Source organism: uncultured Campylobacter sp. (assembly GCF_937959485.1).
Lineage (GTDB): Bacteria > Campylobacterota > Campylobacteria > Campylobacterales > Campylobacteraceae > Campylobacter_B.
Genome location: NZ_CALGPY010000005.1, coordinates 175,500 through 196,129, shown reverse-complemented (window position 1 = coordinate 196,129; position 20,630 = coordinate 175,500). Strand labels below are relative to the sequence as shown.

24 protein-coding genes and 1 tRNA gene are annotated in these 20,630 nt (G+C 44.0%); 3 read left to right on the top strand and 22 right to left on the bottom strand.

The features are described 5' to 3' along the window. Window positions 1-70: 70 nt before the first annotated feature. The 5 genes from Q0380_RS02915 to Q0380_RS02895 all read right to left on the bottom strand — a co-directional run bounded on the left by Q0380_RS02915 (window position 71) and on the right by Q0380_RS02895 (window position 4,375). Entirely contained in the window at window positions 71-1,003 is a 933-nt protein-coding gene (locus Q0380_RS02915) for a D-2-hydroxyacid dehydrogenase (protein ID WP_298959948.1), read from the bottom strand. Between the two features lie 301 nt (window positions 1,004-1,304). After that, entirely contained in the window at window positions 1,305-1,478 is a 174-nt protein-coding gene (locus Q0380_RS02910; RefSeq protein ID WP_298959945.1) for a hypothetical protein, read from the bottom strand. 129 nt (window positions 1,479-1,607) lie between these two features. Then, complete coding sequence (locus tag Q0380_RS02905; RefSeq protein ID WP_298959942.1) at window positions 1,608-2,792, bottom strand: glutathionylspermidine synthase family protein; 1,185 nt, start codon at window positions 2,790-2,792, stop codon at window positions 1,608-1,610. 363 nt (window positions 2,793-3,155) lie between these two features. Then, on the bottom strand, window positions 3,156-3,743 hold the full coding sequence (locus Q0380_RS02900; RefSeq protein WP_298959938.1) for a UPF0323 family lipoprotein: 588 nt from the start codon (window positions 3,741-3,743) through the stop codon (window positions 3,156-3,158). Continuing rightward, complete coding sequence (locus tag Q0380_RS02895) at window positions 3,740-4,375, bottom strand: helix-turn-helix domain-containing protein (protein ID WP_298959935.1); 636 nt, start codon at window positions 4,373-4,375, stop codon at window positions 3,740-3,742. The genes Q0380_RS02900 and Q0380_RS02895 overlap by 4 nt, the downstream gene beginning before the upstream one ends. Window positions 4,376-4,655: 280 nt before the next feature. On the opposite strand from Q0380_RS02895, the gene Q0380_RS02890 reads away from it, so the two are divergent. Continuing rightward, window positions 4,656-5,279, top strand: coding sequence for a TetR/AcrR family transcriptional regulator (locus tag Q0380_RS02890; RefSeq protein WP_297897019.1), 624 nt, complete (start codon window positions 4,656-4,658; stop codon window positions 5,277-5,279). A gap of 335 nt (window positions 5,280-5,614) precedes the next feature. Further along, entirely contained in the window at window positions 5,615-6,955 is a 1,341-nt protein-coding gene (locus Q0380_RS02885) for an FAD-dependent oxidoreductase (protein WP_298959933.1), read from the top strand. A gap of 317 nt (window positions 6,956-7,272) precedes the next feature. On the opposite strand, the gene Q0380_RS02880 is transcribed toward Q0380_RS02885, so the two are convergent. From Q0380_RS02880 to Q0380_RS02810, 15 genes are all read right to left on the bottom strand, one after another. Then, window positions 7,273-7,641 carry a hypothetical protein gene (locus Q0380_RS02880; protein WP_298959931.1) on the bottom strand — a complete coding sequence of 123 codons (369 nt, stop codon included), beginning with the start codon at window positions 7,639-7,641 and terminating at the stop codon, window positions 7,273-7,275. Window positions 7,642-7,676: 35 nt separating this feature from the next. Then, the gene (locus Q0380_RS02875; RefSeq protein ID WP_298959927.1) at window positions 7,677-8,159 is read right to left on the bottom strand and encodes a hypothetical protein; all 483 of its coding nucleotides are present in this window, start codon (window positions 8,157-8,159) and stop codon (window positions 7,677-7,679) included. 31 nt (window positions 8,160-8,190) lie between these two features. Next, window positions 8,191-8,511, bottom strand: a complete 321-nt coding sequence (locus Q0380_RS02870) for a hypothetical protein (protein ID WP_298959924.1) — start codon at window positions 8,509-8,511, stop codon at window positions 8,191-8,193. 133 nt (window positions 8,512-8,644) lie between these two features. Further along, window positions 8,645-9,154: a hypothetical protein gene (locus Q0380_RS02865; protein ID WP_298959921.1), complete on the bottom strand. Its 510-nt coding sequence runs from the start codon at window positions 9,152-9,154 to the stop codon at window positions 8,645-8,647. An 8-nt stretch (window positions 9,155-9,162) separates the two neighbouring features. After that, a complete protein-coding gene (locus Q0380_RS02860; protein WP_298959918.1) occupies window positions 9,163-9,576 on the bottom strand; it encodes a hypothetical protein in 414 nt (137 codons plus the stop codon). A gap of 1 nt (window position 9,577) precedes the next feature. Beyond that, entirely contained in the window at window positions 9,578-10,009 is a 432-nt protein-coding gene (locus Q0380_RS02855; protein ID WP_298959915.1) for a hypothetical protein, read from the bottom strand. 33 nt (window positions 10,010-10,042) lie between these two features. After that, window positions 10,043-10,447 carry a hypothetical protein gene (locus Q0380_RS02850; protein WP_298959912.1) on the bottom strand — a complete coding sequence of 135 codons (405 nt, stop codon included), beginning with the start codon at window positions 10,445-10,447 and terminating at the stop codon, window positions 10,043-10,045. A gap of 115 nt (window positions 10,448-10,562) precedes the next feature. Continuing rightward, window positions 10,563-11,081 carry a hypothetical protein gene (locus tag Q0380_RS02845; RefSeq protein WP_298959909.1) on the bottom strand — a complete coding sequence of 173 codons (519 nt, stop codon included), beginning with the start codon at window positions 11,079-11,081 and terminating at the stop codon, window positions 10,563-10,565. A gap of 120 nt (window positions 11,082-11,201) precedes the next feature. Then, window positions 11,202-11,462: a hypothetical protein gene (locus Q0380_RS02840; RefSeq protein WP_298959906.1), complete on the bottom strand. Its 261-nt coding sequence runs from the start codon at window positions 11,460-11,462 to the stop codon at window positions 11,202-11,204. A 245-nt stretch (window positions 11,463-11,707) separates the two neighbouring features. Beyond that, window positions 11,708-11,783, bottom strand: a tRNA-Val gene (locus tag Q0380_RS02835). Between the two features lie 363 nt (window positions 11,784-12,146). Continuing rightward, window positions 12,147-13,121 carry a DUF3137 domain-containing protein gene (locus Q0380_RS02830; protein WP_298959903.1) on the bottom strand — a complete coding sequence of 325 codons (975 nt, stop codon included), beginning with the start codon at window positions 13,119-13,121 and terminating at the stop codon, window positions 12,147-12,149. Between the two features lie 186 nt (window positions 13,122-13,307). Further along, window positions 13,308-14,393 (bottom strand): 1-deoxy-D-xylulose-5-phosphate reductoisomerase, encoded by a 1,086-nt coding sequence (dxr, locus tag Q0380_RS02825; RefSeq protein WP_298959900.1) that lies wholly within the window; start codon window positions 14,391-14,393, stop codon window positions 13,308-13,310. Further along, window positions 14,387-15,151 carry a phosphatidate cytidylyltransferase gene (locus Q0380_RS02820; protein WP_005872778.1) on the bottom strand — a complete coding sequence of 255 codons (765 nt, stop codon included), beginning with the start codon at window positions 15,149-15,151 and terminating at the stop codon, window positions 14,387-14,389. The genes dxr and Q0380_RS02820 overlap by 7 nt, the downstream gene beginning before the upstream one ends. A 49-nt stretch (window positions 15,152-15,200) precedes the next feature. Continuing rightward, on the bottom strand, window positions 15,201-16,523 hold the full coding sequence (locus tag Q0380_RS02815; RefSeq protein ID WP_298959895.1) for an NFACT RNA binding domain-containing protein: 1,323 nt from the start codon (window positions 16,521-16,523) through the stop codon (window positions 15,201-15,203). A 5-nt stretch (window positions 16,524-16,528) separates the two neighbouring features. Continuing rightward, window positions 16,529-17,053, bottom strand: coding sequence for a nitroreductase family protein (locus Q0380_RS02810; protein ID WP_298959892.1), 525 nt, complete (start codon window positions 17,051-17,053; stop codon window positions 16,529-16,531). A gap of 97 nt (window positions 17,054-17,150) precedes the next feature. Between Q0380_RS02810 and Q0380_RS02805 the strand changes: the two genes are divergently transcribed. Continuing rightward, complete coding sequence (locus Q0380_RS02805) at window positions 17,151-18,416, top strand: 3-isopropylmalate dehydratase large subunit (protein WP_298959889.1); 1,266 nt, start codon at window positions 17,151-17,153, stop codon at window positions 18,414-18,416. 210 nt (window positions 18,417-18,626) lie between these two features. On the opposite strand, the gene Q0380_RS02800 is transcribed toward Q0380_RS02805, so the two are convergent. Together Q0380_RS02800 and Q0380_RS02795 are read right to left on the bottom strand one after the other, a co-directional pair. Further along, entirely contained in the window at window positions 18,627-18,794 is a 168-nt protein-coding gene (locus Q0380_RS02800) for a hypothetical protein (RefSeq protein ID WP_298959886.1), read from the bottom strand. A gap of 243 nt (window positions 18,795-19,037) precedes the next feature. Next, complete coding sequence (locus tag Q0380_RS02795) at window positions 19,038-20,618, bottom strand: hypothetical protein (protein ID WP_298959883.1); 1,581 nt, start codon at window positions 20,616-20,618, stop codon at window positions 19,038-19,040. Between the last annotated feature and the right edge of the window lie 12 nt (window positions 20,619-20,630).

The following is a 20,630-nucleotide window of genomic DNA, read 5'->3' as shown; positions in this document are numbered from 1 at the left end:
GTGCAGAGTCTTTTTAAGCCTTGCGTCGCATCTTGATTTTGTTAAATTTGCTTTGGCGTTTTAACTGCATTCATTTGCCGCTCATAAAATCTCTAATATTTTGCGCGATCATTTTTATTAGCCGCTTGCGAGCCTCTATGCTCGCCCATGCTATGTGAGGCGTGATGATGACATTGCAGCGATTTTTTACTCGCAGCAGCGGATGATCCGCCTTCATCGGCTCTGTTTGCAGCACGTCAAGCGCCGTGCGTAGGCCTCGCTCGTCCACGGCGCGAGCCAGCGCGTCCTCATCCACGATGCCGCCGCGGCCGAAATTCATCAAGATCGCCCCCTCTTTCATCTTCGCAAGCTCCGCCTCGCCGATCAATCCCGCCGTTTTTTCATTTAGCGGAGCGTGGATCGAGATGATATCACAAGCTCTCAAAAGCGCATCCAAGCTCACTCTGGCAAACTCGCCGTTATCGTTCGCGCCGCTGGTGGAGTAGTATCTCACGTTCGCGCCGAATGCGGCGGCGATGCGGGCGACCTTTGCGCCGATCTGTCCAAGCCCGATGACGCCGAATTCTTTGCCGTAAATTTCGCTGATGGGCGCGTCAATGTGAGTAAAAATTTCGCTCTCGCACCATTTGCCGCTACTGCCGTAATCCGCGTAGTATCCGAGCGCGTTGGTTAGCGCAAACAGCGACGCGAATGTCTGCTGCACGACGCTGTTCGTCGAATAGCCCGCCACGTTCTTCACCGCGATGCCGCGAGCCTGCGCGGCCTGCATGTCGATGTTATTCGTGCCCGTGGCGCTGACGCAGATCAGCTTAAGCGCGGTTTGCGCCATGATCTCATCCGTGATTAAGACTTTGTTGGTTATGACGATACCCGCGCCGGCTAGGCGCTGCGCGGTTTGTGCGGGCCCTGTCATCTCGTAGCTTTCAAACTCGCCCAAGCTCGCGATCTCGCTAAGATCGGCATCGCCTCCAAGCGTCGCGGCATCCAAACATACGATCTTCATATTTTCCCCTTTGCGTTTTAAAATTTTAAGCCGCAGTCGCGCAGCTAAATTTAGCCGCTAAATTCCATTGCGCGATTCGGAGCGCAGCGCTTAAACGGCAAAATTTTAACTCTGCAAATTTAGCTATTGCGTAAATTTGCTCTAGCGAAATTTTACTATTGCAAAATTTAACTATCGCGAATTCTGCTCTCGCGAAATTTAACTCAGCGGCGCGTGGGGCGTTAAATTTTAAAATTCTAACTCGCGCCGAAGCAAGCGGTAAATTTTACTTCCGCTGAAACCTGCGTCTAAATTTAAAATTTCAATTTGCGCAGAAGCGAGAGATAAATTTCATCTCTACCGCTCGCGTATAAATTTTAAAATTTAGCTCGTGCAAATCTTGCTCCGCGCGGAATTTCAACTTACGCAAATTTAACCTGCTCGAAATTTTATCCGCGCAGAATTTTGGTCGCGCCGCTACGTTAAATTTTGCCATAGTCACCTAGCGTTAAATTTTACTGCTGAGCGGCGATAAAATTTACCGCCGCGAGAGCCTTACCGCCAAATTTATCGCCAAGAGCCGCCGCCCTAAAATTTCTCAAATTGTATAAAATTTGCCGCGCCGCTACTTCGCGTCCTCGATATAATGCCCCACAAATTTTGAGAGATTATCAAGTATCTCGCCGCCCTTGCGGAAGCCCAGCGCGCAGCCTTCGTAGGCGAAAAACACCCCCGCTTGGTAGCTCTGGGCGCGCTCGTCTTTGTTTAGCTCGTAAAATTCCTGATATAAAAATTTCTGATTTCCGTAGTCGCCTCCGTTTTCCTCTATCTTTTTGCCGCCCGCGTCGAAAATCGCCACATTCGCCCCCTCGCGCGCCAAAAACGGCTTTTTGATCATCTTTTTGCCGATGATCGGCGAAAAGGAGCTTTGCAGCAGCAGCGGGTGGTTCGGATACAGATCCCACAAAATTTTCATAATCCCCTTGCTTTGGAAAAGCAGCGTGTATGCGGGATTTAGGATGATCGCCTTTTGATTTTGCACGATGTTTTTTAGCAGTATCGCAAGCTCGCCCTCCTCGATCGCGATCGCCTCCCAAGGGATCAGCTTAAACCAATACTCGTAGTTTTCGCCGTCAAAAAACACGCCCTCTTCGTCGTTAAATTCCACCTCGTCCACGTAGGCAAAGCGCGTCTTAAAGCCCGCATCCTCCGCGGTCTGCTGCAAAAGCTTCGTCGTCTTTTCGTCCTCGACGTTGCCCGCGACGCTGCTAAATAAAATTTTCCACCCTTCGTAAAATTTAGAAAAATCCTCAAGTTCGCCGTCAAGCACCACGAGTCGCTTGAAATTATCGCGCAGCGCGTCGTAAAGGTCGTTGAACTGGCTCGCCTCGTCCATGCCGTTTTCCTTGAGCATCGCCCACTGGATGATCGCTGTCTCAAATACCGCCGTGGGCGTGTCGGCGTTAAATTCTATCAGCTTGATTGGCTTGCCGTCCAGCCCACCCGCGAAATCGAAGCGCCCGTATAGGTGCCAGTGCACCTCGTTTTCCCAGCTTTGTTTGATGAGATCAACGAGATTGAAGGGGATGCCGAGCTCGTGGAAGAGGTTATTGTCGATGACGTGCTGCGCAGCCGCGACAAACATCTCGTATAGCTCGTTTGCGGCCTCATAATACGCATCCGCCTCCGCAGCGCTCACGCGTACGATCTCGTCGCTGACGTAAGGGGTCTCGTCTGCATCCGTGTGCCAGTAAAAGCCGAGCTTTTCGAGATATTCGTTGCTTAACGGCGTTATCTTTTTTAGTTGCATTTTTATCCTTTTTTTTAAAATTTTAACTCATCTGTGCCGCGATTTTTGCGGCTTTTGCTAGTTTTGATACACATACGTCTTCGCGTAAATTTCAAGCGCGCAAGGCGCACGGCAAAATTTAATTAGCGTAGATCATGCGCGGCGATCGTGCGTAAATTTAAGCCACGCGAGATGCGCGGCTAAATTTAAATGGCACGCAGACGACGCGGATCGGGCGCGGCAGAAGCGATGAAATTTAGCCGAGCTTCATCGTGCGCTTTTGCAAAACCTGCGTCAAATCAATGCCAAATTCGCGCAAATTTTAAAATTCTACGCTTTAAATTAAACTCGCCGCGCAGAGCCGCCGTATGTTTCAAAGCGTGTTTAGCCGCCGAAAAATCCGCCGCTCTTGCCGCTCTTGCTTCCGCCGAAAAATCCGCTCTTACCGCTTCGCGCCTTATCGTTTTGCTGCTTTGCTTGATTGAAGCTATTTACGCTTCTGGAGTAGGCGCTCGGGCTTTTGTAGGCGGTTTGGCGCTGGCTTTGATAGGCAGGGTTGTTAAATAGCTTGCCGCCGATCCACGAGCCGATGATGGCACCCGCAGCGCTTGCCAAGATTGCTTCGCCCAGGCTCATGCCGCCGCTGCTAAGCTGCGCGTTTTGGTTGGTTAAATTTGAAGTGCCGGCGTCGATTTTAGCGTTTTCCTCGGCCAGAAGGGCTTTGGTCTCCTCATCGCTTAAAATTCTCTCCGTGCCGTCGAGCGATTTTAAGATGATCTGGGTCTTTTCACTCGGAAATTCCTCTAAAATTTTATATTTTCCCGGCGCGACCTCTTCGAGCCGCACGAGCGCGCCTTCTTGCAGACGGACATTTTGCTCTTGCCCCCTATCGTCGCAGCCTGCTAACGAGCCCGCCATAACGAGCCCGAAGCCGCTTACCAGCGCATAGCTAGCGATTTTGCGTAGTTTCATTTAGATCCTTTCAGTGATTTTATATCTAGGCTTTGATTTATCAAAAGCTCGTTTCCCTCGACGCGGATAAACTCGCTCTTGCCGATGTTTTCGATGATTAAGCTTTGCGCTTTTGGGCGCTTTTTGCGTTTGAGCGATTTTACGAATTTTGCAAGGCTCGTCCATTCGCTACGATCGAAGGTTTTTTCTTTGATTTCGACATCGTAGGGTTTGGCTTCGCGGCTTTTGCTCGAAAGCAGCGGTTTGTCGAAAAACGACAAAAAATATCTGAGCTTCTCGTCGCGCTCTTTATACATAAGTTTGATTTCATCTTTTGAGGCGATTAAAATTTCCTCTTTTTCTTTGTGAAGCCTATCCTTATCGCTTTGCAGTGCTTCGATTTTACCTTTTAGCTCGGAGATTTCTTTGATGAGATAGTCGATGAAGCTTTGAGTGCCTGCTATGCCGCCCGTGCGCGAGCTTTTCGCAGAGTTTTGCGAAGCGGGCTCGCTTTGCATTTCATCATCTAAAAGCACGTAGCGTATGCCGCCGCTTTCCTCGGCGCGCAAGGAATTTCTGCGGATGCGGTTGTAGACGGCTTCTTTTGAAATTCCTAAAATTTCGGCTGCTTCGCCGATCGAGACTTTTTTCATACAAAGTTGCCTTTCAGCTTTGATACGCAATTATTGCGAAATTTGCCTAAAATAGGCATTAAACGCTTCGTTTACAAAGATAGATTCCGCCTTACCGCAGCTGGCGCGCGATAAAATTCCGCTCGCTTACGCCCGCTAGATATAAAATTTCGCTTCGCTCGCAAAAGCCGCGCAAATTATTTTTTTGCTAAGCTTTTAGAATTTTGGCCTAATAATGTTGCTTAATTAAGTATATTTTTTATACACTTACAAAAAATTTTAGTATTTCAAAGGAGGCGAAATGCCCGAATCGCCTAAATATAAAAAATCCGAAATTCGCTGCAAGCTCATTTTAGACGCGGCGCTGGAGCTGTTTTTAGCCAAAGGTTACGAGGCTACGAGCTTAAGCGATATCATCGAGCTTAGCGGCGGCTCGCTATCGTCGGTTTATAAGTATTTTGATAACAAAGAAAGCCTATTTTTGCGCATCATCGAACTGCAAAGCAAAAAGCTTGATGAGCGAATGAACGAGCGCATGCGAATCAATAAAGACCTAAAATTGCGCGAGTATCTGCAGGAGTTTGCAGGGATTTATCTGGAGTTTCTTTTTGCTCCGGAGGCGATAAAATTCTACCGGCTGATACTTTTCAGCGGCTTTAACGGAGCGCTTAGCGAGAGCCCAAAAATCTTTTTAAAAAGCGGCGTGCTAGGTTCGCCGAATGCGCTGGATGAGTATTTGGCGGCGCATGCGGACGAGTTTGCGCCTGGGCGCACGGCAAAAAGCCTAGCGCTATATTTTTGCTTTTTGCTTAGAGAGCCGCATTTTAGCAGGCTGCTGTTTTTCGACGAAAAGCTAAATTTCAAAGCGAGCGAGCTAATCAAGGATCGCATCGATATGTTTTTGCTCGGCGTAAAAAAGCGCTAATGGCGGAATTTTACAGCGCAAATTCCGCGTTTTTCGCACCTTTAAATTTTATGAGCGGTTTGGGACTTGGATTTTATAGCTTGGATTCTATCCGTTACCAAGCGCTATAAAATGCCACGTATCCCGCACTTAAAATTTTAATTCTATTGATGCAAAATTTTTGAAACGATTAGAGCTGAAATTTTTATTTTCTGTATTAAATTCTGTGCCGAAGTTAAAATTTCGTCGTGGAATTTCGCGCCGCTTGCCTGCGCCTTTAAATTTGCGCCACTCAGATTTTAAATTTAATAAAACCTCTTATAATCCCGCGAAATTTCAGATCAAAAGGATTAAAAATGGATTATGATATCATCGTAATAGGCTTTGGCAAAGCAGGCAAAACCCTTGCCGCAAAATCCGCCGCGCTAGGTAAAAAGGTCGCTCTCATCGAGCGCTCGCCGCAAATGTACGGCGGCACCTGCATCAACGTAGGCTGCATCCCGACCAAGCGACTAGTTACGGCGAGCAAGGAAGCTGGCTTCGTAAATTTCAGCGTGCTCGGAGAGTATTTCGTGCTGAGCATGCAGAAAAAGGACGAGCTCGTAGAGGCGCTGAGGGCGAAAAATTTAGCCATGCTAAAGGGAAGCCCAAATATCGATGTAATCGATGGCGAGGGCTCATTTACGAGCGCGAATTCCGTGCGCGTGCTAAGTCCTGACGGACAAACACGTGAAATTTCGGCAGAAACGATCGTCGTAAATACGGGCTCGAGGGAGGTCGAGCCTAGCTTTGAGGTAAGCTCGCAGATCGCTTATAGTAGCGAAGAAATTTTAAATTTAAAGATCCTGCCGAAGCATCTAGTAATCATCGGCGGCGGATTTATCGGGCTTGAGTTTGCCTCGATGTTTGCAGGGTTCGGCTCGAAAGTTAGCGTACTGATGCGATCGAAATTTATGAAAAACGAAGATGAGGACGTGGCTGCCAGCGTCAAATCCGCTCTGCAGGCCCAAGGCGTGGAGATTGTCGAGGGCTGCGAGTTTTTGAGTTTAAAGGGCGGCGAGCTGAAATTTAACCTCGCGGGCGAGAGCAGGCTGATCGCGGCGGATGCGTTTTTATACGCCCTCGGTCGTCGCGCGAATACGAATGACCTAAATTTAGCCGCTGCGTGGGTGCAGACGGACGCGCACGGCAATATCATCACGAATGAGCATTTGCAAAGCTCTACTGCTGGCATCTACGCGGCAGGCGACGTGCGCGGCGGCGAGATGTTTACCTACACGAGCCTGGATGATTTTAGGATCATTTTTAGCGCGCTTTTCGGGGACGGCGCGCGCACTACGAAAAACCGCGCACCGCATGCAAGCGTGCTGTTTACCCGCACGCCGCTAGCTCGCATCGGCCTTAGCGAACGCAAAGCAAGAGCGAGCGGGCGCGAGATCAAGGTGCTGAAGCTTTCGATGGCGGCGGTGCCTGGCGCCAAAGTTGTAGCGCACGACGAGGGAATGATGAAGGCGGTCGTGGACGCGGCTAGCGGCGAAATTTTAGGCGCGGCGCTTCACTGCGTAAACGCGCACGAGATCGTTAATGAGCTGGCGATCGCCATGGCGCTGGGCGCGAAGGCGGACTTTTTCAAAAATCAAATTTTTACGCATCCTAGCATCAGCGAGGCGCTGAACGATCTTTTCGGACAGTTTTAAATTTAAAATTTAATGGCGCTCGGGCTTGGCGATGCCTGAGCGCCGTGACGTAAATTTATTGCGAAATTTAATGCGCCGGAGCGGGTTAAATTTAGACTGGGTTAAATAATTTGAGTCTTTGCCACCAGCGCCTTTCTTGGTCGCTATAGCTTGGCACGCATCGCTTCATCCGCCGCTTGTAAAAAATAATTTCTAGGTTATCTTGGAATTGTTTTGAAAGAGCTGTGCGTAAAATTCTGTTAGCACCTATCGGTATGTACTAATCGCTTGTTGTTTAGAATTTCAAAAATTTATACTTTATGGATAGGCTCAAAATTTTATTTATCTCCAAAGATCAAATAGGCTAAATTTCTACTCAAATTCCCATACGCAACTACCCAGTATTCTCGTATGATATTTTTGATTTGCAAGTTATCGTCCAGAAAGTCGGCAAATGTTTTAATCCTATCTTTGTCTACCGCGCCCAGCTCTTCATCCTCTTTCTCAAACGAAGCGACAATTAAATGCAACAGAGCAATCTTGTCGTAGAAATTTAGTGTCTTGTTTTCTAGTAGATTTAGCATAGACGTAATTTTGCCAATGTCTGCTAATTCTAGCTCCCAATCTTGCTCATCTCCCGCCGAATCTAACCCCAAAAGCTTATTTAATTTTATTGCGCTTTCTTTTCTTACGAAATAATTAGTCATTTTATTGTCCTTTATAGATGTTTTTGCCGCGATACTTAGACGACTGCGCCATCTAGCAGCTTTTTGGAATTTTTCAAAGCCCATACGAAATTTTCGAGCTCTACGCAGTCTTTTAATTCAAATCCAAAATTTAACAAACCTACCGATAGGGCGTCGCCATCTTTTATGACATGCGCTATTAGATTGCCTTTATGTTCTATACTCACTTTATTTTCATATCTTGTAAATTTAAAGATATTTTCCGAGCATCTTCCGTTTCTTTTTGAAAATTTCTCAAACTGCTCCGCAAAATTCGGTCTTTGATTCCCATCTTTTAGCCATAATCCCCCAGCATATAGCGCCCATATAAGCTCGTAAAAATTGATATTATGCCGAGTCTCGGTAGCAGCGACTAAAAGCTTATTCGTTTCATGGTTGATCTCTATTAAAGCCTCTCTGTCCATATGCCAAATCTCGGCTACTACTTTTTCTCTATCCGGCACGGAGGCAATTAAAAATTCAAATTCATTTTTTATCATATTAAAATCCTATTTTTTTGTTTTTTACTACCTAATTTAATTTGAATGTTCTATCATTCGAGCCTAAATCGTATTTTTCCCATTCTTTTATGGCGTCTCGCGCCTTTTCTACTACGATATGCCAATTTGAATCCTCTATAATGGCGCGATCATCGGTTTCGTCTTTGGCTTGATAATTTTTTATAGCATCTCTAAATTCTTGCAATAATTCTATAAGTTTTGGCGGGAATCCTAAACGACAAGCCGCATTTTTTATAAAATCGTCGAAATCAAAATCATCAAAAAGCGTGCACATTAGCTCTGTATACGATGAAATATAGCCCTCTACGTTGTTCTCGTTCAGCCAATACATTTTTGCTGCTTTATGCTGGAAGCCTCTTCTATATTATCATAAATGCCCTTTACGCGGAATTCCTGTCCTTCTAAATTAAGCATCTATTTTTCTCCATAAATTTTGTATTAAATTATTTTGTCTAAATCAAATTTTATTCATTTCCACTCTTAATCTCTGCAAGCGTTAATTTTGCCAAAGGATTGATAAGCTTAGCGATGCAATATTTATTATCGCATGTAATCACGCTTTGGCGCTCATCTACTTTCATTGCGTTGGAGCAATTCGGGCACATTACATAGCCTTCGCCCAAATCAACGCCAATCGGAAAATTTAGCCCTCTCTGTTCTTTCAAAAATCTAAAAAATTCCTCTTTTGAAATTTTGATATTAGAAAATAATCGAAAAATTTCTTCTACCTTTTGCCTTATCTCGCCTTCTTTAAAAAATACGTTAGGAGCCTTTTTAAAATCTTCATCAAACTCAGAAAATCTACCCGTCATCATACCCAATTCTTTTAATGCCTGCTCTTTCGCTTTATTGGTTGCGCAATATTGCGATTCCAAATCGTACATCTTATAAAATTCATCGCAAAACAGCTCTATATCGCACCAATCGTATATGAATCCAGCTATTAAATAATACAATTCTTCATTTTGCTGCATATTTCACCTCATTTTAAATTTTTATCGCCATTTTTATCATTTATGGCTTTTATAATTTCATGCAATAGCTCGTTTTCGGCGGCATTTTTCTCATCCAATATTGACACGCCCATAGTCGTTGGAGTAATCTTAGATAAAAACAGATTTATAAGCTCTGTTTTTTCATCGATTCCGTATGACAATGTAACGATATCCAATAAATCGTGCCGCTCTATAAAACCATCAAAGATATCTTCTAATCGCGACGCTTTCTCTGCGTAGAAGAATATCCACTTTACGCCTATAAGAAAATCCGTTGGGATATTACTAAAGATATCTATCTTATCCATAAAGTGCGATCCGATAAGCAAATATATATCCGAGCTGCCTTTAGGCAAAGAGTCAAGCTCACAAATAGAGCCGATATTTTTATAATTTAGCATTTTATTCCTTGTCGCGCCGATTTTGCACCCTCTTTAGCCACTCTTTTTCAAATTTATAATATTTCTCAAGCTTTTTATTCTTTTCTATTTGATTCCACTTTTCTATCTCGGCATAATCTTGCAGTTCGCCTCCGCATTTAGGGCAAACCCTCCTATCTTTAACGTCCGAGAAATTATAAAATTTAAGGCACCCTTTGCAGCGCATAAATTTAGGATAATATTTTATGCTTTTTTCGGAGCGAAATGCGAGATATGCAAAGAAAACGCACGCCGCAAAGCATAAAATTCCTATGATGATACGCAGATACGCGCTATCAAATTTTACCGATGCCATAAAGCCGGGTTTTATATCGACTTTCCCTAATAGAGCGGCCGCCAGTCCCCATGCAAAAAAAGCAAAAAAGCCGATTAACGCGAAATTTCTATTTAGCATTTTTATATATTCCTCGTATAACAAATCAAAATTTCATCGCTTTTTAAATTTACGCTTTTTAGGCTTTGGAGCTTTAGCGCTTTGATGAGGAGCGTTTCTTCGCCAGTAGTCGCCGTCATTATACTCTGTAAGCTTTTTGCCGCAGTCCGGGCAAATTTGATCGGTATCTTTGACGTCCTCGTATCGGTAAAATTTACCGCAGTCTGCACACCACATATACTCCGGGTATCTTTTTATGTTCTTTTCAGAGCGGAAGGCGAAATAAAAGCTAGAAATACCTATTACTATAAATGCGATTGCGGGCAATACCCATAAAATACCTGCATCATCAAATTTAATATATTTCTCGCCTATCTTTACATGTTTATGTACCGTAAAATTTATAAGATATAAGAAGCACATTATGCCTGTCAAAAAAGCGGCAATTCTATCTAGCATTGCGCTGCTCCTTTTCCTTATGATCTGCTTCATTCATAGCGTTTTGCGCCATACCGTCTGATCCTTAAATTTTGGCTCTATGAGATAAATTTTATTCCTGATCGTTTTAAATTTCTCATATAACAAACCTGCAATATTGCAAAATCAAAGTATAGTCTTCGCTATAAAATTTTACCCTATTTTTTCTATTGTAGATACTCATACTTAGCAGATATTTGGCGAAATTTATGTAATCCTTCGTACTAGGAAAATAAAGCGTAACGCTTTGGTAGAATGTTTTAAAATTCAGCTCAAATTTATACTTATCCATATCATCCGTTATATAACACTCCGTTTCGTCCATTTTAATAAATTCCTCTATATCTATGCATAGTTGAGCGCTATTTTTTGCAAATCGCGCTCCTCCCACCCAATATTCATAAGGAAAAAGCTCTAGGTATGAGACCCTTTCATTATACGATGATGTTAAAATGTTTTTTGCGAAATAATACATAGCCAAATTCGTAGTAAAACCCAATACCACAAGCTTTTTGTTTTCTAGAATTTTAATATCTAATTTATGATATTCATGTCCCATAAGTTCCTCATCGATAGTTAGAGGATCGTCTTTTATATAAATTTTATTCGGTAGCACTGATTTATTCTCCTTTTGCGCACTATACCGTTATTCATCGAGCGCCATTAAATATGATCCCAATCCCTTTGATTGCGGAGTATAATAACTCTTTTCCACCTAAATTGAAGCTATTTGTGTTCATATTTTCTCCAATATAAGTTCCGCCGAGCCCTCCTCAAGCGAATTATACTCATCCAGATGTATATGCGAATGTTTCGGCGCGGAATCTTGCGCTAAAGTAAGCAAATGCCTGGCAAGAGATATAAGTCCGCTTTTATTTGCCCTTATAGTAACTTCGTTTCCTAAAGCATCGACAGAGATCACAAAGTCCTTTTCCCATTGTAGCTGCAGTCCCTTTTCTGCGCAATAGTCTAATGTTTTTATAACATACTGTCCCATATATCGCCGATACTCCTTTCTAAATTTAATCGGTTGCCGAATAAAATTTACCTCATCCATCGGCTAATCAATCTCATAATATTTCTAGAAAAATTATATCTAAAATAAAAATGAAGGGGGTCGGAATAACTAAATTTAAGACAGGTGGTGCGCGCGAAAATGAAGTGGATTAAAATTTGAAAACAACTTAAGCAGGAATTAAAGAAAAATAGAAAGAAGTGATTATAACTTAAAAATAGCTTAAGTGGTGGTCCCGATTGGACTCGAACCAACGACTTCCACCATGTCAAGGTGACACTCTACCAACTGAGTTACGGGGCCAAAAAGAAACGGCAGTATATCAAAAAAATCTCTCAATAGCAAGCAAATTTTAATTTTTCGTAAAATTCTGCCGAAATTCTATACCAAGATTTCGCCGTGACGTAAAACCCCGTCGAATTCTACGCGAAATTTCACGATCTTGCCGCAACTCCGCGTGGAATTTCATCCCATTACTAAAATTTCTCAATCCCGCGTGAAATTTTATCGCGCTTGCGCGGCGTTCGCGTGTTTTGCCCCAGCAGCCTATTCTGCTCCGCTTTGTTTTATCTAGTCGCTTTGCTTCACCCCGCTTTATTTTCATCTGCTCGCCTTGCCTTGCCCTGTCTTATTTCGCCCGCTCGCCTCGCTCCGCCTTGCGCCCGGCTAAGACGTCCAAATTTTTTCATTCAGCCTTAGAATTTTTACGATTTGCAGCATCGTGTCCAGATCAGCTTTGATATCCTTTGCGATTCGAGCATTAAGTATCGGCTGATCCAAGCTCGGCTCGAAACTATCGGCGCCGCGAGCTATCGCTATGTAAATTTTATCTTGCTTGAAACTCAGTGAGATATCCGATTTCACGAGCTGTTTAAGAGATAAAATTTTCTCCATCATCGCAGGCGTCAAGACATACATAGCCGCCACCGTATCGCTTGCGTAAACCGAGAAATTTGCATTGAAATCCGCGTTATCTATCGGGATTTTGCGATCGCTCCATAGCCCGCGCGGCAGCCCCGAAGGCGGCAAATCTATGCCTGCGGGCGCCGCCGCATCCGAGAAAACAAAAACGTCGGAGCGGATTTTTTTATTAAAATTTGCCACAAAAAAGGGCCCCTCGAAAAATTTAAAGTATCTTTTTTTAAAAAAGGATGAAATTCCCCTGCTGACGTCCTTTTCCAGCCTTATATCGCAAAACATAAAATCCACTCCGTCCACGTTTGCGCAAACCAGATCATCCGCGCGAAATCTATCAAATCCGTCAAATATCTCGCTTGCTCTTACCTCTTTTTCCTGAAAAAGCGCGCCCATTTTATACGAAAAGCCCAGACTCTCGATATAGGGCTTGAGATAAAGCTCTTTGTAGCGCATCAAAAACCGCTTGGTTTTGCGCTCGAAAATCCACTCGTAAAATTCGTCCCGCATGGCGATTATTGCTAAAATAGACATGACCAAAAAAGATAAGCTTTCTATGCCAAGATCGAGTTTGGGAAAATCGAGAAAGATGATTATCAATGCGAGCGCAAGCATCGGACCGAAAACCACGAACGCTACGAGGTAACTTAAAATTTTCCAAAGCTTGCGACTTTTCTTGAGCCGTTTACGCTGCTTTTCTAAATCTATGACGGTTTTAATATCCACGCCCAACCTCTATTTATTAAATTTAACGGCACAACCTTACGGCACAGCATAAATCTGCACCAGATATGGCGCAATAGGCGCACGCTGTTTTAGAGCCACTAAATTTTACGGCTGCTTGCGCGAGCCGCGCGCAGTGAAATTTGCCGCCACGCTCAACTTGTAGCATAAATCCCGTGATTAAAAAATTTATTTCAGCAATTCGTTTGCATACGCTCGCACGCTCGTATCCACCGCCGCAAGCGCTTCTGCGTCCGTCACGCTAGGCGAGTTAAATTTCTCCGCGCACTTTAGCACGACGCGCGCAATGTCGGTGAAGCGGCACCGCTGCTGCAAAAACGCATTTACGCCCGCTTCGTTTGCGGCGTTGATGACGACGCCGAGATCGGGGTTTGCTAACAGCGCGTCTTTGAGGGTAAAGATTTGAAATTTCATCTCGTCGATCGGTTTAAGCTCTATCGGTCGCAGCGCGCACAGATCCACAGGTGCGGTGATCTGCTCCCGTACGTCGCCACTAAACATCGCGTGCGCGATGGCTAGCCGCATATCGGCCCTGCTAATATGCGCCGTCGTGGAGCCGTCTGCGAATTCGACTAGCGCGTGGATCTGCGAGGTGCGCTCAATGAGCGCATCGATCTCGCGCATGCCGTAGAGCCAAAACGCCTCGATCACCTCAAAGAGCTTATTCGCCATCGTGGCGCTGTCGATCGTGATCTTCGCGCCCATCTTCCAGTTGGGGTGTTTGAGGGCGTTTTGCGGCGTGAGCGAACCCAGCTGCGTTAGCGGAACGTCGTAAAACGCGCCGCCGCTAGCCGTGATGATTAGGCGCGAAACGGGGATTTTGGCATTGCTAAGCAAAAATTTCAGTCCAAAATGCTCGCTGTCGATCGGGTAAATTTTATCCGTTTGCAGAAATTTCCCGCCGACGACGAGGCTTTCTTTGTTGGCGAGACATAGCCTCTTTCCGAGCTCTTGGGTTTTTAGGCTCGGCATCATACCTGCAAAGCCTACGAGAGCGTTTACGACGGTCGTGCTTTTGCACTCTGCAAGCATTTGTAAAATTCCATCCGCGCCGCAAAATACGCGCTCGTGATCCACCTCGCTTTTCTGCTGCGCGTCCGCGATACAGACGAGACGAGGATGAAATTTTGCGATCTGTTCGTTTAAAAGCTTGATATTGCGCCCGCAGCTAAGCGCTTCGATCATACTGCCGCTGCGCGCGGCTACGTCTAGGGTGTTTGTGCCGATAGAGCCCGTGGAGCCTAAAACTACCATGAATAGACTATCGCCATCGCGATTGCGCCGAACATATAGCCGTCGATGCGGTCTAAGATCCCGCCGTGCCCCGGAAAGAGCGCGCCGCTATCTTTAAGACCCGCCGCGCGTTTTAGGTAGCTCTCAAACAGATCGCCGAACACGCCAAAAATTGCTATGATGATGGTTTTTCCTAAAATTTCAAGCGGTGGCATATTGGTAAAGATGCGCGCATAAATGAGGCTAACGATAAGCGCGAGCGCAAGACCACCTAGCACGCCTTCTACGGTTTTATTTGGCGAGCTAGCGCTTAGCGGAGTTTTGCCAAAGGCTCTTCCGATAAAATATGCGCCGCTATCGCTAGCTACGATAATAAAGATCAGCCAAACGAAGTGAAAAACTTCCCCGAAATCATCATAGGCCGCCCACATAAAAAATATCGGCGCAACGGGATAGATGAAAGGAAGCGTGATCTTTAGGCTGGGGCCCTTGGTAAAGGCTACGACAGAGGCGACGCATAGGATCATCAGGATGCTAACTTTTAGCGCTGAGACGAATGGCTCATCGGTCTGCGTAAATGGTAGCAGCGCAAAAAACGCGATCGCCAGCGCGAGCCACTTTTTGCTAGTTTCCTCTAGACCCCATAACTTGAGGCTTTCAAAAAACGCCAGCACGAGTATCAACGCAAATACGGCGAAATTTAGCCACCTAGCGTTTATGAGAATTAGAGCCAAAAATACGGCGAGTAAAATGCTTGCCGTGATTATTCTTTGCTTCATAGAATTTCCTTGGAATTTATTTTGAGCAATTATATCGCAAGCTCGCTTATTACGGCTTTAAAACGCTGATTGTTTTAAAATTTACGTAGTTTACAAATGCACCTTCGTTGATTTTGACATTTTGACGTTTGGTGTAATCGACGAGATATTTTCCGCTGCCGCTTGCACTGAAGCTCACGCAAATTTTAGCAGCAAATTCAATCACCTCTTCGCTTAGACTTTGCTTATTTGTCTTTACGATGACGTGTGCGCTTGGAATATCCTTAAGATGAAACCAATAGTCGGATTTGGAACTATTTTTTAGTAAGAGCTCATTGCCTTTTTCGTTTTTACCGACGCTGATTTTAAAATCCCCTAGATAAAAGCTCGCTACATATTCGCTATTTTTTTCCTTGCTTTTTTGCCTAGTTTGCGTGCGCTTAGGCATTAGAATTTCGATCTCGTGTGCGTCCTGTGCGGCGAGAATGAGCGATTTTAAATTCTCGTAAAACGCGAGTTTCTCCTTTAAATTTTGCTCTTCGATATGGATATTAGCAGCCTTTTGGCGCAGACGCTTCGCCTCGGAGTAAAGCTCGCCCAAAGCGGCGCTTGCAGGCTTTTGCAGCTTAAATTCTACCGCCTCTGCGTCTCCTTTTTGCAGCATAAATTCTCGCGCGCTGGTTGGAATCTTATAGATATTTTCTTTTAGCAAGGCGGCTTTCGCACCTAAAAGCTCGGCGCTTCGCAGTAGTTCGGCGCTACTTTGCAAAGAGCTTAGAGCTTCGCGCACCGAGTCTAGCTTTTTATTTAGCGCCGTGATTTTTGCGGATTTGAGCGAGTTTAAGCGATCCGCATTTAGCGCGTTAAATTCCGCGCGAAAAAATGCCCTAAAGTCCAAAATTTTTGGCACGGGGGCTTCTTTAATATTTGCAGGCGGTAGGTGGCGGAGTTTTCTTCCTACTTTGATCTGCCTAAATTCCGTTTCGAAGTGCCGCAGTGCCTCTAAAATCACATCGTTTTCATCAGTGATTATTACGTTTGTAAAGCGCCCGGTAAATTCGAAGTAGATATTTGAGCTTTGGGTTTTGTAGCTTGCGTTTTGGCTTACGCTAAGGCATAGAATTCTATTATTTTCTGGCACGCTAACGGAGGTGATGCGCGATTTTACGAAGCGCTTAGCAAGTAGCACGTCAAAGGGCGCCGCGTAAACCTTACCTTCGGTAAAAGCGTCATTTTCGTGGATATTGCAGCCTGATTTATTCATATCGAAAAACAGCGTCTCGTTGCCGTCAAAGCAGACTTTAAAAAGGTTATCTCCTACGCGCTTAATGTGCGAAAGAAAGCGTTTGGCGCGTAGATACTCGCAAATTTGAATTAAGTTTTGATACTTCATATGCGTTAAAATTTCTCTTTATGGATTTTGCTTAAATTTAACTTCTGCAGATCGTGAGGGCTCGGGCTGCGCTGCGGTACGCCGAGGGCCAGTATCGCTTCTGCTTTGAAATTTGGCGGAAAGCCCAGCGCCTCGCGCAAAAACTCCTCGCAGCTGCGTCCATCCGCAGCGGTGCGCAATCTTACCTGCACCCAGCAGCTACCGAGATTTAGCGCGCTTGCGGCAAGGTGCATGTAGCCTAACGCTACCGAGCAGTCCTCGATCCAGACGTCCTGTTTCTGTTCATCTGCGATCACGACGATCGCGGCCGCGGCCTGTTTTAGCATATTCGCTCCGCTGCTGCGGCACGCGCTTAGCCGCTCAAGCATCCGTTTGTCGCGCACGAGGATAAACTCCCATGGGCGGCGTGCATGCCCCGACGGCGCAAGCAGGCCCGCTTTTAAAATTTTATCCAGCGCCTCGTCCTCAAGCGGCCCCTGCGCGTATTTTCTTACGCTTCTGCGGTTTGCAAAAATATCTAAAATTTCCATCGTCTCGCTCCTTGCGGCTCAATTATACATAAAATTGCAAAAATTTATGATTTTTTAGCTAAAATCGCGCAAATTTAACCGATACGAAGGAGATTTTATGAAGCAGACGATCACGGAGAAAATTTTTAGCGAGCACGTGGGCGAAGCAGTTTTTGCGGGACAGATCATCGAAAGCGCCATCGATATGGTCATCGGCAACGACATCACGACGCCGATTTCGATCAAGCAGTTCGAGCTTAGCGGCGCAAAAAAGCTCGCCAACCCGGACGGCTTTGCGATCGTGATGGATCACTATATCCCTACGAAAGACATTCTAAGCGCAAACCAAGCTAAAATTTCACGCGAGTTTGCTTACAAGCACGATTTGAAAAATTATTTCGACGAAAAAGATATGGGTATTGAGCATGCGCTGATGCCTGAAAAAGGGCTCGTAGTGCCCGGCGACGTCATAATCGGTGCGGACAGCCACACCTGTACTCACGGCGCGCTGGGGGCATTTGCGACGGGTATGGGCAGCACCGATCTAGCTTTTGCGATGATAACGGGCAAGAATTGGTTTAAAGTACCGCCTACGATCAAAGTGATCTTTCGCGGCAAGCCCGCACCGCACATCTACGGCAAGGATCTGATCTTGGAAGTGATCCGCCTCATCGGCGTGGACGGCGCGCGCTATAAGGCTTTGGAATTCTGCGGCGACGCGCTGGAGTATCTGGATATGGATAGCAGATTTTCGCTTTGCAATATGGCGATCGAAGCGGGCGGTAAGAGCGGTATCGTCGCGGTCGATGAGATCACGAAGGAATTTTTGGCGGATAAAAGCTTGCGCGCCGAGCCGAAATTTCACTACTCCGACGAGGGCGCGAACTATGAGCAAATTTTGCAGATCGACGTTAGCAAGCTTGATCCGGTGATCGCCTATCCGTTCCTACCTAGCAACGGCAAGAGCGTGCGCGAGGCGGTGCGCGATGACATCGCCGTCGATCAGGTCTTTATCGGCAGCTGTACCAACGGCCGCCTGAGTGATCTGCGGATCGCGGCGCAAATTTTAAAAGGTCGCAAGGTCGCGCGCAAAACCCGCCTCATCATCACGCCTGCGACGCAAAAGATCGCTTTGGCCGCGCAAAAAGAGGGGCTGTGGGATATTTTCGTCGAGGCAGGCGCAGTCGTGAGCAACCCGACCTGCGGCGCGTGCCTGGGCGGATATATGGGGATTTTGGGCGTGGGCGAGCGCTGTATAAGCACGACTAATCGAAATTTCGTCGGCCGCATGGGAGATCGCAGCAGCGAGGTGTATCTGGCAAACTCCGCCATCGCCGCAGCTAGCGCCGTCGCAGGCAAGATCGCCGATCCGAGGGATTTATAGGTTTAAGATTTGAATTTTAACAATAATTTTGTTTTCTATGTGTGATCTTAATGGGTTTATGGGTTTACCTGAACGTGGCTAAATACCAATCACTATAAACGCTGCAAAAAGTTATATGTATAGCGGAGGTGCGGTAGTCCGGTAAAATAAAAGCAGACTGCAACCAAACGCAAAACGCGCTTCAAAACCAGAAATTAGATCGCCTTATAATTACCAAAAATACACAGATTTTGTTTGCGAGTAACGAAATTTGAGCTTGCTCACCATAAAAGCCGCGATCGTTGTGCCTATAAATACGCGATCGGTATCAGCCCTTGAAACGAGTTGGTTGCCGTTGAGATTCGTAAACTCGCAGTATGAGTAGCCGCTAATAGCCATACTCAAAAGAAAAGCTCCAAAAGCTCACCGCCCCATCGCACCCATAACCGCCCGGCTGCCGCTGAAAATGCTGAAAGATATCGTCACAATAATAGCAAGATAATCATCCCTCACCTGACGTTTTAGGAATTTAAGTCCAAAAAAATATCTGTGCATTTATCCCAAAAATATGACTGTCAAATTTAAAATTGAAAGGTGAAATTATAGTTAATTATTAATCAAATGCTATTAAATATACCGGCTTTAATTGATAATATTTTTTTCCGAAACCCAAAACCTGTAATTATCTATTTCACTTTCGTTCCTATCCTTGGATGCGACCTCAAGCCAATATTTACCGTCTGATTTCACTTTTACTAGAATATTTTTAAATTTTATCGCCAGACCTGACTTATCGTCTAATATACAAGTGTATTTTATAAACTCTATATCTTCGCTTGCTTTACTTTGGCATTTGATATTTAAATTTAGAATATACTCTGGAATATTGTCTTTTCGAATGTCGAGATCGATTTGGTAGTTTGCTAAACCTACAGCCCTCACAAAAAATCCACTAGCAGATGACAAAAGTACGAAAACAACAAAGGATAATACAAACAGTATATACCGATATGAGAATTTTTTACTAATTTGAAGAAATCTTATCATAAAAGAAAGAAGCACCATAGGAATTACTACAAGGATGTAGTCATCTGTATAGTTAAAATAAATAACTAATAATATCAGCAAATCAGAGATAAATATTAAAAGGGCGGCTAGAAGAATATCGCTCAGTTCATCTTTATTATCTCTCCAAAATTTATAGGAAAATGATAACAAAAATATTGCATGTAAAGTCAAACATATCTTAAGCAAACAACCTGCATCTCTAATGTGCTCATACGAAGAAGATGATAAATTTAATTTATCATGAATAACCGGTATAAAAGTCATTAGCAATATCATACTGAAATCTATTCCCATAAAACATAGCTTAACCTTATTTTTACTTTCGTACCAGCCTCTAAATAAAAAGTAATTTTGTAAAAATACAAGAATATATAAATATAAAGTTAAAGATATACCGATAGCAAAAACTGCAACTAAAGATATAGGTATGCTTCCTATAGAAATTTCCGGTACTCTTTTTAACTCTAAAAAATATGGTATACAAAGAAGCGCTCCAAAAACTACAAAATTTAATACAGAAAATATTTTATATTTTATACCTTTTGCTATGATTTCTTTCGCGTCACTTAACATAGAATTTGAAAGATGGCTTATATATGTTTTTTTATCTTTGATAAATTTATCCGGTAAATTATTATAAATTCTATATATTTCACCCTCGTTTTTAAGAAATTTTATATAAAGTTTCTTTTTGTCCTCAATATCTATACTTTTTATTGATTTTTTAACAATTTCTTTTTGTATTTTTAATATTCTAATAGATTTAATATATTTTATGATAATGCCTCTAAACATAATTTTATTTGTATAATAAATATCTTTTTGTTCTAAAATCAGTAAATGTTGTTCTATTTCATCAATAAGATCGCGAGCTGTATTAGATAAAATTTTAAAATCTTTTCGTTTTGTAAATTTTTGTAGAAAATTGATGGCTCCATTAGTTCTATTCATACACTTGACATATCTCGACTCAAATACGTCTATTAAATATTCTTCCTCGCTAGAAAAATTTGAATTTTTTAATTTGTCAAGAGTTCTACTAATTTTCCAAATACATGACTTATTATTATAGACATTAGCTAGCGCCTCATGTATATTTTCTATTTCAGTCTCTACTTGCTCTAAATCCTTATAGGTAAAATTCCTCTCAAACATAAAAATTATTCC

What these genes read in the sequence shown, in the direction of transcription:
- Q0380_RS02800 (WP_298959886.1), bottom strand. Translation starts at nt 18,794, where the DNA reads ATGGCTATTAGCGGCTACTCATACTGCGAGTTTACGAATCTCAACGGC.
- Q0380_RS02910 (WP_298959945.1), bottom strand. Translation starts at nt 1,478, where the DNA reads ATGGCAAAATTTAACGTAGCGGCGCGACCAAAATTCTGCGCGGATAAA.
- Q0380_RS02860 (WP_298959918.1), bottom strand. Translation starts at nt 9,576, where the DNA reads ATGCTAAATTATAAAAATATCGGCTCTATTTGTGAGCTTGACTCTTTG.
- Q0380_RS02905 (WP_298959942.1), bottom strand. Translation starts at nt 2,792, where the DNA reads ATGCAACTAAAAAAGATAACGCCGTTAAGCAACGAATATCTCGAAAAG.
- Q0380_RS02915 (WP_298959948.1), bottom strand. Translation starts at nt 1,003, where the DNA reads ATGAAGATCGTATGTTTGGATGCCGCGACGCTTGGAGGCGATGCCGAT.
- Q0380_RS02840 (WP_298959906.1), bottom strand. Translation starts at nt 11,462, where the DNA reads ATGGGACAGTATGTTATAAAAACATTAGACTATTGCGCAGAAAAGGGA.
- Q0380_RS02870 (WP_298959924.1), bottom strand. Translation starts at nt 8,511, where the DNA reads ATGTATTGGCTGAACGAGAACAACGTAGAGGGCTATATTTCATCGTAT.
- Q0380_RS02795 (WP_298959883.1), bottom strand. Translation starts at nt 20,618, where the DNA reads ATGTTTGAGAGGAATTTTACCTATAAGGATTTAGAGCAAGTAGAGACT.
- Q0380_RS02880 (WP_298959931.1), bottom strand. Translation starts at nt 7,641, where the DNA reads ATGACTAATTATTTCGTAAGAAAAGAAAGCGCAATAAAATTAAATAAG.
- Q0380_RS02815 (WP_298959895.1), bottom strand. Translation starts at nt 16,523, where the DNA reads ATGAAGTATCAAAACTTAATTCAAATTTGCGAGTATCTACGCGCCAAA.
- Q0380_RS02900 (WP_298959938.1), bottom strand. Translation starts at nt 3,743, where the DNA reads ATGAAACTACGCAAAATCGCTAGCTATGCGCTGGTAAGCGGCTTCGGG.
- Q0380_RS02855 (WP_298959915.1), bottom strand. Translation starts at nt 10,009, where the DNA reads ATGCTAAATAGAAATTTCGCGTTAATCGGCTTTTTTGCTTTTTTTGCA.
- Q0380_RS02875 (WP_298959927.1), bottom strand. Translation starts at nt 8,159, where the DNA reads ATGATAAAAAATGAATTTGAATTTTTAATTGCCTCCGTGCCGGATAGA.
- Q0380_RS02885 (WP_298959933.1), top strand. Translation starts at nt 5,615, where the DNA reads ATGGATTATGATATCATCGTAATAGGCTTTGGCAAAGCAGGCAAAACC.
- Q0380_RS02805 (WP_298959889.1), top strand. Translation starts at nt 17,151, where the DNA reads ATGAAGCAGACGATCACGGAGAAAATTTTTAGCGAGCACGTGGGCGAA.
- Q0380_RS02890 (WP_297897019.1), top strand. Translation starts at nt 4,656, where the DNA reads ATGCCCGAATCGCCTAAATATAAAAAATCCGAAATTCGCTGCAAGCTC.
- dxr (WP_298959900.1), bottom strand. Translation starts at nt 14,393, where the DNA reads ATGGTAGTTTTAGGCTCCACGGGCTCTATCGGCACAAACACCCTAGAC.
- Q0380_RS02895 (WP_298959935.1), bottom strand. Translation starts at nt 4,375, where the DNA reads ATGAAAAAAGTCTCGATCGGCGAAGCAGCCGAAATTTTAGGAATTTCA.
- Q0380_RS02820 (WP_005872778.1), bottom strand. Translation starts at nt 15,151, where the DNA reads ATGAAGCAAAGAATAATCACGGCAAGCATTTTACTCGCCGTATTTTTG.
- Q0380_RS02810 (WP_298959892.1), bottom strand. Translation starts at nt 17,053, where the DNA reads ATGGAAATTTTAGATATTTTTGCAAACCGCAGAAGCGTAAGAAAATAC.
- Q0380_RS02850 (WP_298959912.1), bottom strand. Translation starts at nt 10,447, where the DNA reads ATGCTAGATAGAATTGCCGCTTTTTTGACAGGCATAATGTGCTTCTTA.
- Q0380_RS02865 (WP_298959921.1), bottom strand. Translation starts at nt 9,154, where the DNA reads ATGCAGCAAAATGAAGAATTGTATTATTTAATAGCTGGATTCATATAC.